The organism is [Clostridium] ultunense DSM 10521 (assembly GCF_000511955.1).
GTDB lineage: Bacteria > Bacillota > Clostridia > Tissierellales > Tepidimicrobiaceae > Schnuerera > Schnuerera ultunensis.
In genome coordinates this window covers 718,190-734,532 of sequence record NZ_AZSU01000003.1, presented here as the reverse complement: position 1 = coordinate 734,532, position 16,343 = coordinate 718,190, and the positions used below count along the sequence as shown (strand labels likewise).

The window sequence follows — 16,343 nt, the reverse complement described above, 5'->3', positions numbered from 1 at the left end:
CTAGACTACATGAAATTGTTTTTTCCTATTTAAAGTAGGAATAACATAAGGACTATGAGTAATCGGGTTATTAAGTAATTCCACTTCTATAGAAAAAGCTGATTTTATATTATCAGGGGTTAAAACCTTTTCAGGATCACCAGAAGCCATTATCTTTCCCTCTTTCATTATGAATATCTCGTCACAAAATTGAGAAGCAAGGTTAATATCATGGAGTACCGTGATCACTAGTATTCCTTTTAATGATAAACTGTTTACAAGGGATAGTATTTCAATTTGATATTTAATGTCCAGATGTGAAACTGGCTCGTCCATAAGCAAAATTTTGGGTTTCTGGGCTAACGCTCTTGCTATATAGACTCTTTGTCTTTCTCCACCACTTAGCTCATTGATATTCTTGTCTTTAAATCTCCAGGTATTCGTAATTTCCATAGACTCTTTTACAATATTTTTATCTTCTTTACTTTCTGATTGGAACCTTTTTAAAAAGGGCATTCTTCCCATCATCACTACATCATAGCAATTAAATTCAAAATCATGGGGCATTTCCTGAGGTACATAAGCTATATGTTTGGCTTTATCTTTTATGGCAAAATCTTTAATATTTTTCTTTCCAATAAAAACATTTCCTGATTCTGGTTTCAGATATCCAGATATATTTTTTAAAAGGGTGGACTTTCCGCTACCATTTCCTCCTATTATACCTGCCACCATATTTTTGTTAATAGTGAAATCAATACCCTTTAAAACTTCAGCTTTTCCATAGGAAAAATATAATTTGTTTATTTGTAAAACAGTCATACTATCACGTTCCTTAATTTTTCTGTTTGTTCTTTATAAGTAAATATAAAAAGAAAGGGCCACCAAAAGTTGCAGTTATTATTCCAATGGGTACTTCTGTAGGTCTTAAAATAACTCTAGCTAAAGTATCAGCTAAAGTCAGAAATATGGCTCCCGATAGGGCACTAAAAGGTACAAGGATTCTATTATCAGGACCTACTATAAGCCTGGATACATGGGGGACAATAAGACCAACAAAACCTATAATTCCCCCTACTGATACTGCAGTAGCAGTGACCAAGGATCCTAAGACAAGGATGATTTTTTTAATGAACTCTGTATTAACTCCTAGGTGTTCAGCAACTTCTTCTCCCGTTAAAATAGCATTTAAATCTCTTGAAAACACATACATTACAAAAGAACCAATAATTATTATAGGAGCAGAAAAAGCAATGCTATTCCAATTTGTAAGACTAAATCCTCCCATAGTCCAGAAGACGATTCTAGTAAATTCGTCATGGTTTAAAAGCATCAACAGGGATATAATTGCAGAAATAAAAGCGCTTATAGCTATACCCGCTAGTAACATTGTTGTCATAGATACTTTTGATCCGATTTTTGATATGGCATAGACAAAAACTACAACTGCTAAGGATGAAATAAAAGCCAAGAAACTAAGGCTAAAAAGCCCAAGGCCCAGTATTATAGCAATGGTAGCACCTAAAGCTGCACCGGAAGAGATTCCCAAAACGTAGGGATCTGCCATAGGATTTCTCAAAAGACCTTGAAAGAAGGCTCCTACAACTGAAAGCCCCATACCTACCACTGCTGCACCTATTACCCTTGGAAGCCTTAAATTAAAGATTATAGTTCTACTGGTTTCATCTCCATTTCCAGTAAATACATTTATAATTTCCTGCAGAGGTATTTTAACTGCTCCTGCAGAAATAGAGATTATAACTGTTAAGAAAAATAGCAGAATAGCTATAGTAAAATAGATGCTTTTTTTCACTTTAATCTAATACCTCCGGATGTAAGAATTTAGCAATCTCTTCTAGACCTAGGACAATCCTATTAGAAGCTCTAGCTATTATGTCATCATCACTTATTACAAATATATTTTCATTCTTAACGGCATTGGTATCTTTGTAACCCTCAGTTTTTTCCATATCTTCTACATTACCAGCATGAGGAGATGTAATTATTGCATCAGGGTTATTCTTAACTAATTCCTCTACACTGTATTGAGCCCAACCGTCAACATTTTGGGCAACGTTTCTCCCACCAGCGAGAGTTATAAGCTCATCAATAAATGTACCTTTCCCAGCAGTCCAATTTCCATCAAAAGAGACTAGATAGAACACATCTATTGTTGGAAGGTCTTCTACCTTACCTTTTATTTCACCAATCTTAGATTCCATCTCATTAATTATCTCTTGGCTTTTTTCATTAGTTCCAGTTATCTGAGCCAATAATCTTATGGACTCATATATACCTTCTATATCTTTAGCTTCTACCATTACAACTGGTATCCCCATATTTTCTAAAGTTTCCATCTCCTCTTGGCCTGATTGAGTAGAAGCCAACACTATATCAGGATTTTGCGCTGTTATTGCCTCAATATTTGGTCCTTTAAAACCTCCTACCTTTGGAATATCTTCAACCTCAGGAGGATAATTATCATAATCTGTAACACCTACAACTTTATCGCCAGCTCCCAAAGCATATATAAGTTCGGTAGTAGAAGGAGCGAGAGAAACTATCCTCTCAGGTTCTTTTTCTAAAGTTACTTCTCTTTCTAAAAAGTCAGTAATACTTAATGGAAACTGGTTTTCAACTATTTCATCTGAGTTTTCAACCTTATCTTTAGGTTCTGATGAATCCTCTGTAGTACAAGCTACCAATGAAAATGTTAGAATAAATACCAATAAAAAAATAAATAGTTTTTTAAATTTTCTCATAAACATCCTCCTAATATCATATTGAATATTAAAATAAGGCCTACCTAAGGAGGCAGACCTTCATTTCAAAAATTAAGCATAAAAAACAGATTACACCTTCCCTCCGAAGGTAAATTCACAAAAACCTTATGGTAGGTCTCCTGGCTTGTGATTCATCTTCCACCCTGCCTTCCCACCTAAAAACTTAGGTAGTGGCTTATAGGGTTTTATCTTCACTTACAGTAGCGGGGGCTGCGCGGGATTTTCACCCGTCTTCCCTTTTAACCTTTCGGTCCATAAGACTTTTATATTCAATTACACACCTATATTGTATAACTACTGGTTAAATAAGTCAATAGTTTTCAGTAACAGTTATTCATGATATACTTGTAACTAATTAATTATATAAGTTTTAAAAAATAATAGTTCAGGTGATAATATGATTATTTTAGTTACTGGTGGAGCTAGAAGTGGTAAAAGTACTTTTGCAGAAAATCTATATAAGGACAAAAAGGATGTAGTATATATTGCCACATCCAAAATATGGGATGATGAAATGGAGGAAAGGATTAAATTACATAAGGCTAGTCGGCCTTCCTATTGGAGAACTTATGAAGGAAACTATTCATTAACCAGTGCTCTGGGAGAGGAGAAAAACTATCTATTAGATTGTATAACCCTCCTTACATCCAATATAATGTTTGATATAACAAAAGAGAAAGAATATATAGATTATCAATTACAGAGTAAAATAGAAAATAGAATATATGGAGAATTATCCTCTCTAATAAAGGTTATTGAGGATAGGGGATATAATTTAGTGTTGGTGACTAATGAAGTAGGCTATTCTTTAGTTCCAGATAATCATTTAGGCAGGGTTTTTAGGGATATTCAGGGGAGGATAAACCAAAGGGTAGCAGCTCTATCCCAAGAGGTTTATTTGGTATGTTGTGGAATACCGGTGAAAATAAAATGATAGATGGACTAATAGTATCCATCCAGTTCTTAACCCGATTACCTATAAAAAAATCTATAGATTTTAATGATGAAAAACTATCCAAAAGTATCTTTTTCTTTCCATTGGTAGGGATGATAATAGGTGGAATAGGAGGTTTGTTCTACTACATATTTGGCTATTTCAATGAAAATATAGGCAGCTTTTTTGCCCTATTATCTATGATAGTAGTAACGGGAGCTCTTCATTTAGACGGGTTATCAGATACTTGTGATGGATTTCTATCTTATAGGGACAAGAATAAGGTCCTTGAAATTATGAAAGACAGTCGCATTGGAGCTTTTGGAGTAATATCCATAGTACTGGATATTTTGCTCAAATATATTCTCATTTCAAATTTAGAAGGAAATATACCCTTAATATTAGGATTAGCCTATGGAAATAGTCGTTTAGTAATAGCTTATATAATGTCTACCAAAAGAATTGCTAAAGAAGATGGAATAGGGTATATGTTCCATAGAAGTAATCCTAAAAAATATACTTTATTTGGTGTAATTGGGTATTTAATAATAGTTCTAGTCATTAATCCAATTTATTTAATACCACTATTCTTTTCGTTTTTTGTTGGAGAAGTAATAACAAAAATAACATATAAAAAAATTGGTGGTTTTACTGGAGATGTATATGGAGCGACTATAGAACTTGGAGAGATAATATCCTTGATAATATTTTTGGGGGTGTTAAAGTGGATATAATATTAATTCGCCATGGACAAACTGAGGACAATGTAGGTAGAATATTTAGCACAAAGGATACTAGGTTAACAGATAAGGGAAAGGAGCAGATTAGAAAGACTAAAACCTTTGTTGATACCTTAGTTTTTGACAAAGTCTATGTAAGTCCCTTATACAGGGCTATCCAGACTATGGAAATATTAGGTTTAGATGGAGAAGTGGAAGAAAGGATTAAGGAAGTGGATTTTGGATTATTTGAAGGGAATACCTATGAAGAAATCAAGGACAAGTTTCCTAAAGAAGCTAAAATATGGGATGAGGATTATATTAATTATGTTACTCCTAAAGGAGAAAGCATTAAAATGGCATATGAAAGAGTGACTTCCTTTTTAGAGGAAATATCAAAAAAGGGAGAAAATGTGGTTTTAGTATGTCATGATGGAGTTACTAGAATTGCTTTATCTTGGGTATTTGATAATTTAGATTATTTTTTCAAATTTAAAATAGAAAACGGAAGCGTTAATATAATTTCTATAGATGAATATGGATTCAAATATATTGAAAAGGCCAACTATACTGTGAAATAATATAATGGATAAGTAATAATAAAATAAAATTTTGTTGACAATATAAAGTTTTATGATAATATGTAATTGAAAAAATTGAATATAAAAAATATTGGGTTCCTTTTGGATTAATAGGGAAACTGGTGTAAATCCAGTACAGCCCCCGCTACTGTAATTGGGACGAAATCAACTTATACCACTGAGAATATCTCGGGAAGGTGTTGAGAGTAGGATGACCAAAAGTCAGGAGACCTGCCTGATGTTTTTGCTAACTAACCTTCGGAGGGAAGGATAGGATTGTTTTTATTTGGCATTTTTATAAGTTAATCATTTATGTCAACAAGCCCTACCTTTAGAAGGTGGGGCTTGTTTTAGTATTGGTATAGGAAAAGGGGTGGACAATGAGGAAGAAATACTTAATATTAGCATTTGTTTTTCTATTCATATTAAGTTTTTTTATAAGCCTTGGTAATGGAGCTGTAAAAATATCCGCAAGAGAAATAGCTAAAGCAATTCTTGCCGAAGAAAACAATGTGAATCGACAGGTTATATGGAATGTCAGGCTTCCAAGGACTATAATGGCAGGTCTTGTAGGCATATGTCTTTCACTATCTGGAGCTATACTCCAAGGAGTCATGAGGAATCCGTTAGCAGGTCCAAATATTATAGGAGTATCTGCTGGAGGAGGCCTTGCAGCACTAATTTTACTCGTTTTATTTCCCGAATTATATTATCTAGTACCAGGTGGAGCCTTTGTTGGTTCCCTTTTGGCTACTTTGTTCATATATATACTGGCTTGGAAGGATGGAGCCTTACCTACCAGATTAATATTAGCAGGAGTAGCTGTATCTTCTTTATTAAATGCTGGTATAAATACATTGATGACATTTTATCCTGATAGAGTGGCAGGGGTAATATCTTTTATGGTAGGTGGTCTATCAGCTATCACTTGGATACAGGTAAAGATGATACTTCCCTATGTGAGCATAGGAATTATATTAGTATTGCTATTGCCAACCAAATTAAATGTACTAATGTTAGGAGATGAAATAGCAACAGGTCTTGGATTAAATGTAGAGAGAACTAGATTTATATTTATAATACTATCCTCATTATTAGCAGGAGCAGCTGTTTCTGCTGTTGGATTATTGGGCTTCGTTGGCCTTATGGTTCCTCATATTGCAAGATTGTTCATAGGTTCGAATTATAGATATTTATTTCTTGGATCTATCTTTTTAGGAGGAACAGTAGTTATGCTATGTGATACTGTGGCTAGAGCCCTATTTGCACCAATGGAAATTCCAGTAGGAATTATTATGTCAGCTTTAGGAGCACCGTTCTTTCTTTTACTATTGAGAAGAAAAGAGAAGATTTAATAATTCTTTTGTTAAACTTCGAGAGGAAGTTAAGGCTCATCGGTGGTTTTGTTTTAATCAATAGGAGGTGATTGGATGATAGAAGTCATAAATCTAACTAAAAAGTTTGGTGATTTTACAGCAGTAGAAGATGCTAACTTAACCATAAATTATGGTAGTTTCGTAGGCCTTCTAGGGCCAAATGGAGCAGGAAAAACTACTTTAATCAAGATGTTGATTGGATTGTTGAAACCTACTAAAGGAGAAGTTTTTATAGAAGGTCAAAAGATGAATCGACATAATAATGATATAAAGAGCAAAATAGGAATAATACCTCAACATACAAATCTAGATAAAGAGTTAACTGTTTATGAAAACCTAGTGTTTGCAGCAAGACTTTTTAAGATAAAGAAAAAAGATCACGGGATTAAGATAGAAAAATTGTTGCATTTTATGGAATTAGAGAAGAGTAGGGATAAACAGGCAAGTCAACTATCTGGGGGAATGCAGAGGAAACTTATGATAGCAAAGGCCTTAATAAATGAGCCAGAGATTATTTTTTTAGATGAACCTACTGTAGGAGTAGACATCAATGGAAGAAGAAAAATCTGGGATATATTAAAGGCTATGAGATCCATGGGAAAGACTATACTTTTAACAACCCATTATATAGAGGAGGCAGATTATTTGTGTGATGAAGTATGTTTTATAGATCAGGGTAGGATATTTGAAAATGATACCCCTGCTATACTTAAAGAACGGTTAGGAGAATATACTGTAGAATATTTCGATGAAAATTTAAAGACTAATTATAAATACTTTGATACTAGAGCTGATGCTATTGTATTCTCTAAAAGTATAGAAAACTTTACATATACAATTAGGGATACAACTTTAGAAGATGTGTTCTATAATTTTACAAATAGGAAGGTCATGTAATATGGAAGTATTTACAATATTGTGGAGAGAGTTCATCTTCTTTAAAAGGAGATGGTTCAATATAACAACTGCAGCAATAATAAATCCTTTACTATACATAATAGCATTTGGCTGGGGATTAGGTTCTGATGTTCATATTGAAGGGACAAGCTACATGCATTTTATAATTCCAGGGATCATTGCGTTATCGACTATGAATACTAGCTTTAACGCTGTTTCAGTTAGATTAAATGTTTCTAGACTATACGAGAAAAGTTTTGAATACTATTTGACTTCTCCTGTCAATATGAAACTTTTAGCCCTAGGGCATATATTAGCGGGAGCTTTTAGAGGAATGTATGCCAGTTTATTGGTTTTAGCCATATCCTACATATTTAAAATCTATATACCAATTAATTTGTATTTCCTATTAATTTGTTTTTTAAATAGTTTTTTATTTTCATCTTTTGGATATGGTGCAGCACTTTCAATTAATAGTCATTACGATATGAGTAGATTCAATACTTTCGTAATGACTCCAATGTCATTTTTATGCGGGACATTTTTCTCATTAAACAAGCTACCATTATGGATGAAAAATTTCATAAATATTCTACCCCTAACCCATAGCACCAATGCATTAAGGGATATAGCTTTAAAGGGAAGTTTTAATCGGAATTCTATTATAGTATTGTTGCTTTACTCTATTGCTTTTTATATTTATGGACTGGCTATTAGCTATAGGGAGTTGGATTAGAGGGAGATACTAAAGGATTATTATTAAAAATATAAACAAGAGGAGAGAAAAACCATGAATAGAAAAATTAGTATTTTAACTAAAGTTATGTTAATGATATTGGTACTATCATTGACTTTAACAGGTTGTAAAGGGAAGGAAAAGGGTGAAGAAACATCTGCGAAACCAGAAAAAGTTGAAGAAATTGTAAAAGATGATATTGATGAAGATACTGGACTTGTCCGTGAAGGTGAAATGGAATTAAAATATGCAAAATCATTTGTGGTAGATTATTTGGAAGGTGGATACAAGGTTATAACCGATTGGGAAGGTAGAAAGACTTTATTAGTACCAGAAGGAAAAGAAGTACCAGAGTTAAAAACGGAAATGAATGTTATACAACTACCTATAGAAACAGTTGGAATCTTTTCCACAACTAATATTGCAATTTTAAGACCTTTAGGGCTTATGGACAAGATAATTTTAACCACTACAGAAAGAGATAGATGGCATGTACCAGAGATACAACAGATGATGGATGAAGGTAAAATATCGTATGTAGGGAAAAATAGTGCTCCAGACTATGAAATAATAGAATCAAAGAATCCTAGTCTAATATTGATTACTACTGGAACATCTCATGGCAAAGATGAAACCATTGCAAAATTTGATGAAATGGGAATAAAGTGGATAGGAAATGCTGAGCAAAGAGAAACAGATCCAAGAGGTAGATTAGAATGGGTAAAATTAGCAGGTGCATTGTTTGATAAAGAAGAAGAAGCAGAAGACTTTTTTGAAGAACAAATTAAAAAAATAGATGAAATAGAAAAAAAGGCTGCAGAAATAGGAGATGGAAAAGAGAAATTTGCCTCTACTTTCCTATCGGGAGATGTTTATTATGTTAGGAATAAAGGGGATTATGAAGTAAAGATGTTTGAATTAGCAGGTGGAGAATATATTATGAGTGAATTAAATCCAGATGAAGATGGAAATACCAAAATGAATGCTGAGGAACTTTATAAAGGAATAGAAAATGTAGACATATTATTCTATAACAATATCAATGGCCCAAGTATACAAAGCATAGGAGATTTAGTAGCTGGTGCTGAGTACTTTGCAGATGTTAAAGCAGTAAAAGAAGGAAGGGTATGGGGATACAAACCTCATTATTATCAATATTCTGATCACATAGCTGATATAATCGAGGATTTATATACTATATTCACCACTCACCATGGAGAAATTACTGAAACAGAGTATTTTTTCTTAATGAAATAACCTCAATTAAATACTATATTTAAAGATTGGAGAGGTATTATGAGTAGGAATAAGAGATCCAGTATCATATTAATCACTTTAATAATATTCATGATATTTGCAATTGTAGTGAACATAGTATCTGGATCCATTGATTTCACATTAGGTGATTTGAAGGATGTTCTTCTTAAAAATAGGGAGTTATCGACTTTAGAGCATAATATCCTATATAAAATTAGAATTCCAAGGATAATAAGTAGCATATTATTTGGAGGTGCATTAGCTATTTCGGGGTTTTTACTACAAACTTTTTTCAAAAACCCCATAGCAGGCCCTTATGTTCTTGGAATTTCTTCAGGGGCAAGATTGTTTGTTGGAATTTTCCTCCTAACAAATTTCAATTTGAAAATATTCAATGCAGGACCATTAAACGTTTTTATAGCTTCTTTTGTAGGTAGTTTGTTAGCTATGCTGTTTGTATTAATATTTGCAAGAAAGGTAGACGATATTTCTACATTAATAGTAGTTGGAATTATGCTTGGATATATTGCATCAGCTGGGACAAACCTTATGATCACTTTTGCTGAGCGAGAAAAGATAGCAAGTCTTACAATATGGTCTATGGGAAGTTTTTCAGGAATAACTTGGGATATGCTAAAAGTATCTACTGTTATTATAATACCGACAATTATTTTTACATTTATTTTGTCTAAGCCCTTGGAAGGATATTTATTAGGTGAAAGTTATGCTAAAAGTATGGGGATCAATATTAAGACCTTTAGAATAATATTAATAACTTTATCTAGCATACTTTCTGCTTGTGTTACTGCTTTTGCAGGACCTATTTCGTTTGTGGGAATTTCTGTTCCTCACTTGACTAGATTGATTATGAAAACCTCACAACCTAAGGCTCTTATACCAGGGATATTTTTACTAGGTTCTAGTTTTTGTTTGTTGTCGGATTATTTAGCTAGAACCATTTGCTCTCCTATTGAGCTAAGTATCAGTACCGTAACCTCATTTATTGGAGCACCTATAGTCATTTATATGATGATAAATAGGAGGAAGGGTATATGACTTTTTTCTTAACAAAGGATTTAAAAGTAGGATATCAACAAAGAATAGTTGTTGATGGTATTAATATTGATTTAAGCAGAGGAGAAATCCTTTGCTTATTGGGGCCAAATGGCTGTGGAAAGTCTACAATATTGAAAACCATTATAGATCATATAAAACGGTTAGATGGTTCAATAACAGTATTAGGCAAAGATCTGAATGTTTTATCTAACAAGGATAGAGCTAAGGAAATGTCTATAGTACTGACGGAGAAAATTTCCCCTGAAATGATGACTGCTGAGGAAGTAGTAGCAACAGGTCGATATCCTTATACTAATCATTTTGGGAAATTGACTGATGAAGATTGGAAGATTATCAATGAGTCTATAGAAATTGTTGATGGTCAAAGTTTAAGACATAAAGAGTTTAAAGCATTGAGTGATGGAGAGAAACAAAGGGTTATGATTGCAAGAGCAATATGTCAAGAATCAGATATTATGGTATTAGATGAGCCTACATCTTTTTTAGATATTCGATTCAAAATAGATTTATTGAATATATTAGGAAAGCTATCTTTAGATAAGAATAAAACAATAATTATGTCATTGCATGAAATTGATCTAGTGCCTAAAATTGCAGATAAAGTATTGTTGATTAAGAATGGCAAGATATATAAATATGGGACACCAGAGGATGTAATAACAGATGAAGCAGTAAATGAAGTCTATGATTTGAACAGTGGTTCATTTAATACAATTATAGGAAATATTGAGTTGCCAAGAGTGATAGAGTCTCCTAAAGTTTTTGTTGTTGGTGGAGGAGGAAAAGCTACAAAGATATATAGAGCATTAAATAAAAAAGGTATTGGATTTTATAGCGGAATATTATTCAAAAATGATATTGATTACAATGCATCTAAAACATTAGCCTACAAAACGATAGTAGAGGATTGCTTTGTAGATATAAAACCGAAAAAAATAGATGAGGCCAAAGAGTACATAAAAGATTGCCATGCTGTTATAGATTCTGGAGTAAGTTTGGTAGGGATCAACAAGGGCAATTATGATTTACTTCGATTTGCATCACAAGAAGGGGTGAAGATCCTATCATTAAGAGATGAAAATGCTGAATATAAATTAGTTAAATATCATTCTATATCATCAATGATAGATAATATAGTTGATTATCTTTAAAACAGATGATTAATGTGATAGGAAAATATACTTAACTGGGGATGATGTGATGTTTAAAATTTTATTTCTATTAGGTGATTCTAGAGGATATATTTTAAAAGAAGCAAAAAATATTGCTGATGACAATTATCCAGAAGAGATAGATGCTGAATTTATGAGTATAGAGGAAATAGATGGAGATGAAAAAAAGCTATTTGAATGTATAGAGAAAATACGTTCATCTAATTTTATATTTATAGCTCTTCATGGAGGAATTGGATTTTATAGAAATTTCAATAGGATTATAGAGGAATTTTCAGGGAACAAAAAAATGTTTATAAAATCAGGATTAAGTGAGGAAAACAGAGTACTTTTTAAGAAAACAGGACTTAAACAGGAACAGTATTTAAGAATTATAAATTATTATGATAAGGAAGAAAAATACAATTATTATAATATGATTTTATATATAGCTTCTATCTTTGGAGAAAAGAGATATGAGTACGATTTGCCTAAGCTTTCAGTTTGGGAAGGCATATACTATCCAGGGAAAGATATAAATGTACAAGAGTATTTAGGGAAAATAGAGAATACCAATAAACCAGTTATAGGGATACTATTTTATAGCAATTATATGCATACAAACAATACAGAGGCTATAGATTATTTCATAAAAGCCATAGAGAAATATGGAGGTATTCCTCTACCTATATATACAAGTTCAGCTCCTGATGAATCTATTGGGAGAAAGGGAATAGATTGGACAATTAATAATCTTTTAATGATAGATGGAAAGCCTGTTGTAGATGCAGTTATAAATACTATGGGTTTTTCACAAACCACTCTTGGAAGTCCTGGAGATGGTCAGAATATTGTTACAAACAGTATATTTGAAAAGCTTGGAGTACCAGTACTTCAAGCTATACTTTCATATCAAGAATATGATGAATGGGAAAATTCAATAAGGGGTCTTGATAACATAAGTTTGTCTTGCAGTGTATATCAGCCAGAGTTTGATGGGCAGCTTATAACTAGTGCTTTTTCCTATCATAAAACGGAGAAATGTGAGTTAGGAGAAAGAACAGTGGATAAGCCTATAAAGGAAAGGATAGAAAAGATAACAAGACTTGCACTAAACTGGGCTAAGCTAAGAAAAAAATTAAATAAAGATAAAAGGGTAGCTATTATATTTCACAATATTCCACCTAGAAACGATATGATCGGATGTGCCTATGGGCTAGATAGTCCTAGGGCTGTTTATAATATGGTGAATTCTCTAAAGGATATAGGAATACATACTGAATATGATTTTCAAGATGGAGATGAAATCATAAATAGAATAATTGATGCTGTGAGCAATGACAATAGATGGCTTACTGCAGATAGAGTTGTTGAAAAAAGTGTTGATATTATAAATAAGGATCAATATAAGGAATGGTTTGAAGATCTTCCACAAAAAGTTCAAAACAAGATGGAGCATGACTGGGGAGAAGTACCGGGAGAATTTATGGTGTATGATGGCAATATGCCTGTACCAGGGATATTGAACGGAAATATATTCATAGGCCTCCAGCCTGCTAGAGGATATGAAGAAAAAGCAGATGAAGTTTATCATAGTACAGATATTGTATGCCCTCATCAGTATATTGCCTATTATAAATGGATCAAGAATGTATTTAAGGCAGATGTTATTGTTCATGTAGGAACTCATGGAACTTTAGAATGGCTTCCAGGGAAACAAATTGCCCTTTCTGAAGAATGTTATCCTGATATATGTATTGATGATATACCTAATATTTATCCATATATTATAGATATTCCGGGTGAAGGCATGCAAGCAAAGAGAAGATCATATTGTGCTATAATTGATCACTTGATTCCTTCACTTATGAAGAGTGGTTCCTATGATTATATTGAAGAGCTTGATGAGCTTATCGAACAATACTATCATGCAATACAAGGGGATCCAGGAAAGGTAGTTTATATAAAGAGGGATATTATAGACTTAGCCATTGAACACAATATGGACGTGGATTTAAAGCTTGAAAAGAAGGATATGGAAGAAAATTTTGAAGAATTTATTCAAAAACTTCATGGCTGGATAGATCAGATAAAGGGTTCGTTAGTTAAAGATGGACTTCATATATTTGGAGAGGTTCCTAAGGATGAAAGATGTGACAATCTAGTAGTTGCCCTTTTGAGACTTAAAAATGGAGATACGCCTTCCCTCATGGAAGCTATTTGTAATGGATATGAGCTTGAATATGGCTATTTAAAGGACCACCCTTATGAATTAGATGAGACTGGGAAGACAAATATAATGGTTCTTGATGAACTGGATGAATTGTCTAGGAAAGTTATTAAAGAGTTTGGAAAAAGTGGCTATGATATAGAAAAAATAGATTGTGTACTACATGAAATAATTCCTGAATATGATGGAAAAAATTTTTCTCAGTTTAAAGAAGTCTTAGCCTTTGCATCTCAAGTTGTGAAGGCAAAATTGGACAGTACTACTGATGAAATAAAGTATTTTATAGAAGGAACAAAGGGAAATTTTATACCACCAGGAGGCTCTGGTTGTCCAACTAGAGGAAATGTAAGCATACTTCCAACAGGGAGGAATTTTTATTCTGTAGATCCTACCAAAATACCTTCAAGGGCGTCATATGAAGTAGGCAAAAAACTGGGGGATGATTTGCTAAATAGATATTTGGAAGAAGAAGGGAAACTTCCAGAGAGTATTGCTATAATAGTGTATTCGGGAGAGACTATGAAAACCTATGGTGATGATATTTCGGAGATTCTCTATTTAATGGGTGTGAAACCTAAATGGTTAGAAAATACTGACAAAGTAGTGGGATTTGAAGTTATACCTCTTGAAGAGTTAAAAAGACCTAGAATAGATGTAACTTTGAGGATATCAGGATTGTTTAGAGATACTTTTCCAAACCTTATAGAGCTTGTTGAGGATGCTGTAAATACAGTTGCTTCTCTTGATGAAGATGTGAAGGATAACTATATAAGAAAACATGTACTTAATGACATTGAGGAACTCACGAAAAAGGGAGTTAATTTTGAAGAGGCAAAGGAAGAATCTTTAATGAGGATATTTGGGTGCCCTCCAGGGACTTATGGGGCTGGAGTAAGTATTTTGATAAACAGCAAGAATTGGGAGGATGTAACGGACCTTGGGGATGTATACACCCTATGGGGCGGGCATGCATATGAAAAGAATGTATATGGAAAGAAAGTAAAAGAAGTTTTTGCAAGAAGACTTTCTAATACTGATGTCACAGTGAAGAATGAATCCTCTATGGAAATTGATATGCTTGATAGTGATGATTTTTATAATTATCATGGAGGGCTTATAGCTGCTGTAAGAACTCATTCTAGAAAAAAACCTAGAGCTTATTGTGGAGATACCAGTGATCCTTCAAGGACAAAGCTAAAAGATGTAAATGAAGAGACTGCTAGAATAATGCGTGCAAAAATATTGAATCCAAAATGGTTTGAAGGACTTAAAAGACACGGATATAAAGGAGCTCAAGAGATTTCTTTTATGATGGATATAGCTTTTGGATGGGATGCTACTTCTGATGTTATTGAGGACTGGATGTATGAGGGAATTTCTGAAGCCTATCTTTTTAATGATGAGAGAAGAAAATGGATACAGAGCGTGAATCCATGGGCTATTTATAGTATGGTTGAAAGGCTTTTGGAAGCTCATCAAAGAGGAATGTGGAATGCAAAAGATGAGAGTATTGAAAAGTTGAGGAAGTTATATGTTGAAATTGAAGGGGATATTGAAGTACATCTATAGTTGGGGGTATATTTGTGGCATTTGGGAATATTAGATTTTTAGTGTTGTGGTTGACTAGAGATTGCAATTTAAGATGTAGATATTGTTATGCTGATGCTGGAAAGCATAAGGAGTATATGAATTTTGAAGTGGCTAAAAGAGCAATAGATTTGTGTGGAGAAAATTGTATAAAGCTTCAATTTGCTGGAGGAGAGCCAATTTTAAATTTTAAATTGGTAGAAAGATTATATGACTATATAAAATCAAATAATATTTCTGCAATACTTCAAATGCAGACAAATGGTACTCTTATAGATTATGAAATAGCAAGACATATAAAAAAGATGAATATTGCTATGGGTGTTAGCTTTGATGGTCCTATTGAAATAAATGAATATTTGAGAGGAAACTCAAAAGATGTATTGAGAGGAATGAGTATTTTAAGAGAAGAAGGAATAATGGCAAATATAAATTGCGTTGTTACAGATAGAAATATTGAATACTTAGATAAACTAGTGGATATTGCATATTATCTTGGCAATGTAGGAGGTATAGGTCTTGATCTTTTGAGGCTGACTGGAAGAGCTATTGATACCAAAAGTGAAGTTATGGAAGCTTCACCCCTAGATATAAAAAGCTCTTTAGAGAAGGCCTATCTAAGGACAAAAAAATAGAAAGCATTTCAGGAAAAAAGGTTATCATACGGGAGATAGAAGAAGCTAGGAAGAGGCTCTATAATCCACCAAAATGTGGAGTATACTGCCATGCATCTTATGGAGGTTCAGCTGTAGTTCTTCCAAATGGAGATATTTATCCTTGTGGTTCGTTAGTAGGATTGGAAGAATATTATATGGGCAATGTGTTAGATGAGAAAACTATTAAAAATATAAAAGTTGAAATTATTCCATCTGCAAGATGTCAAAATTGCAAGTACAAATCCTTTTGTCAAGGAGCTTGTCCGGCTAGAGGGATAATAAATAAAAATGGGGTTATTACAGAACAGGATTGTACCTTGAGAAAAACATCTTTTGAAATTGTAGAGAAGGAAACTTAGTTTAGTGAAAGGAGCATTCAC

At 33.1% G+C, this 16,343-nt stretch carries 15 protein-coding genes and 2 riboswitches; of the genes, 12 read left to right on the top strand and 3 right to left on the bottom strand.

Going from position 1 to position 16,343, the window contains the following annotated elements; all coding sequences use genetic code 11:
- Genes CUL_RS0110835 through CUL_RS0110825 form a run of 3 tightly spaced genes read right to left on the bottom strand, consistent with a single transcriptional unit; the run spans position 1 to position 2,741 of the window.
- A complete protein-coding gene (locus tag CUL_RS0110835; protein ID WP_005588161.1) occupies positions 1-801 on the bottom strand; it encodes an ABC transporter ATP-binding protein in 801 nt (266 codons plus the stop codon).
- Between the two features lie 13 nt (positions 802-814).
- Entirely contained in the window at positions 815-1,792 is a 978-nt protein-coding gene (locus tag CUL_RS0110830) for a FecCD family ABC transporter permease (protein WP_005588160.1), read from the bottom strand.
- 1 nt (position 1,793) lies between these two features.
- Complete coding sequence (locus tag CUL_RS0110825) at positions 1,794-2,741, bottom strand: ABC transporter substrate-binding protein (RefSeq protein ID WP_025641694.1); 948 nt, start codon at positions 2,739-2,741, stop codon at positions 1,794-1,796.
- A 113-nt stretch (positions 2,742-2,854) separates the two neighbouring features.
- Positions 2,855-3,034, bottom strand: a riboswitch (cobalamin riboswitch).
- Positions 3,035-3,159: 125 nt separating this feature from the next.
- On the opposite strand from CUL_RS0110825, the gene cobU reads away from it, so the two are divergent.
- The 12 genes from cobU to CUL_RS19760 all read left to right on the top strand — a co-directional run bounded on the left by cobU (position 3,160) and on the right by CUL_RS19760 (position 16,322).
- Positions 3,160-3,696 carry a bifunctional adenosylcobinamide kinase/adenosylcobinamide-phosphate guanylyltransferase gene (gene cobU, locus CUL_RS0110820; protein ID WP_005588158.1) on the top strand — a complete coding sequence of 179 codons (537 nt, stop codon included), beginning with the start codon at positions 3,160-3,162 and terminating at the stop codon, positions 3,694-3,696.
- A complete protein-coding gene (gene cobS / locus CUL_RS0110815) occupies positions 3,666-4,430 on the top strand; it encodes an adenosylcobinamide-GDP ribazoletransferase (RefSeq protein ID WP_051403540.1) in 765 nt (254 codons plus the stop codon). Before cobU ends, cobS begins: the two co-directional genes overlap by 31 nt.
- A complete protein-coding gene (locus tag CUL_RS0110810) occupies positions 4,421-4,996 on the top strand; it encodes a histidine phosphatase family protein (protein ID WP_005583030.1) in 576 nt (191 codons plus the stop codon). Before cobS ends, CUL_RS0110810 begins: the two co-directional genes overlap by 10 nt.
- A 76-nt stretch (positions 4,997-5,072) precedes the next feature.
- Positions 5,073-5,249, top strand: a riboswitch (cobalamin riboswitch).
- A gap of 127 nt (positions 5,250-5,376) precedes the next feature.
- Positions 5,377-6,351, top strand: a complete 975-nt coding sequence (locus CUL_RS0110805) for a FecCD family ABC transporter permease (protein WP_025641690.1) — start codon at positions 5,377-5,379, stop codon at positions 6,349-6,351.
- 75 nt (positions 6,352-6,426) lie between these two features.
- On the top strand, positions 6,427-7,269 hold the full coding sequence (locus CUL_RS0110800) for an ABC transporter ATP-binding protein (RefSeq protein WP_025641689.1): 843 nt from the start codon (positions 6,427-6,429) through the stop codon (positions 7,267-7,269).
- A 1-nt stretch (position 7,270) separates the two neighbouring features.
- Complete coding sequence (locus tag CUL_RS0110795) at positions 7,271-8,005, top strand: ABC transporter permease (protein WP_005583033.1); 735 nt, start codon at positions 7,271-7,273, stop codon at positions 8,003-8,005.
- A gap of 54 nt (positions 8,006-8,059) precedes the next feature.
- Positions 8,060-9,262, top strand: a complete 1,203-nt coding sequence (locus CUL_RS17250; RefSeq protein ID WP_005583034.1) for an ABC transporter substrate-binding protein — start codon at positions 8,060-8,062, stop codon at positions 9,260-9,262.
- A gap of 39 nt (positions 9,263-9,301) precedes the next feature.
- Entirely contained in the window at positions 9,302-10,318 is a 1,017-nt protein-coding gene (locus CUL_RS0110785) for a FecCD family ABC transporter permease (protein ID WP_005583035.1), read from the top strand.
- Entirely contained in the window at positions 10,315-11,490 is a 1,176-nt protein-coding gene (locus CUL_RS0110780; RefSeq protein ID WP_025641687.1) for an ABC transporter ATP-binding protein, read from the top strand. The genes CUL_RS0110785 and CUL_RS0110780 overlap by 4 nt, the downstream gene beginning before the upstream one ends.
- A 49-nt stretch (positions 11,491-11,539) precedes the next feature.
- Entirely contained in the window at positions 11,540-15,289 is a 3,750-nt protein-coding gene (cobN, locus tag CUL_RS0110775) for a cobaltochelatase subunit CobN (protein WP_025641685.1), read from the top strand.
- Between the two features lie 14 nt (positions 15,290-15,303).
- Positions 15,304-15,942 carry a radical SAM protein gene (locus tag CUL_RS18060; protein WP_051403539.1) on the top strand — a complete coding sequence of 213 codons (639 nt, stop codon included), beginning with the start codon at positions 15,304-15,306 and terminating at the stop codon, positions 15,940-15,942.
- The gene (locus CUL_RS19760; protein ID WP_081722837.1) at positions 15,939-16,322 is read left to right on the top strand and encodes an SPASM domain-containing protein; all 384 of its coding nucleotides are present in this window, start codon (positions 15,939-15,941) and stop codon (positions 16,320-16,322) included. Before CUL_RS18060 ends, CUL_RS19760 begins: the two co-directional genes overlap by 4 nt.
- Positions 16,323-16,343 lie beyond the last annotated feature (21 nt).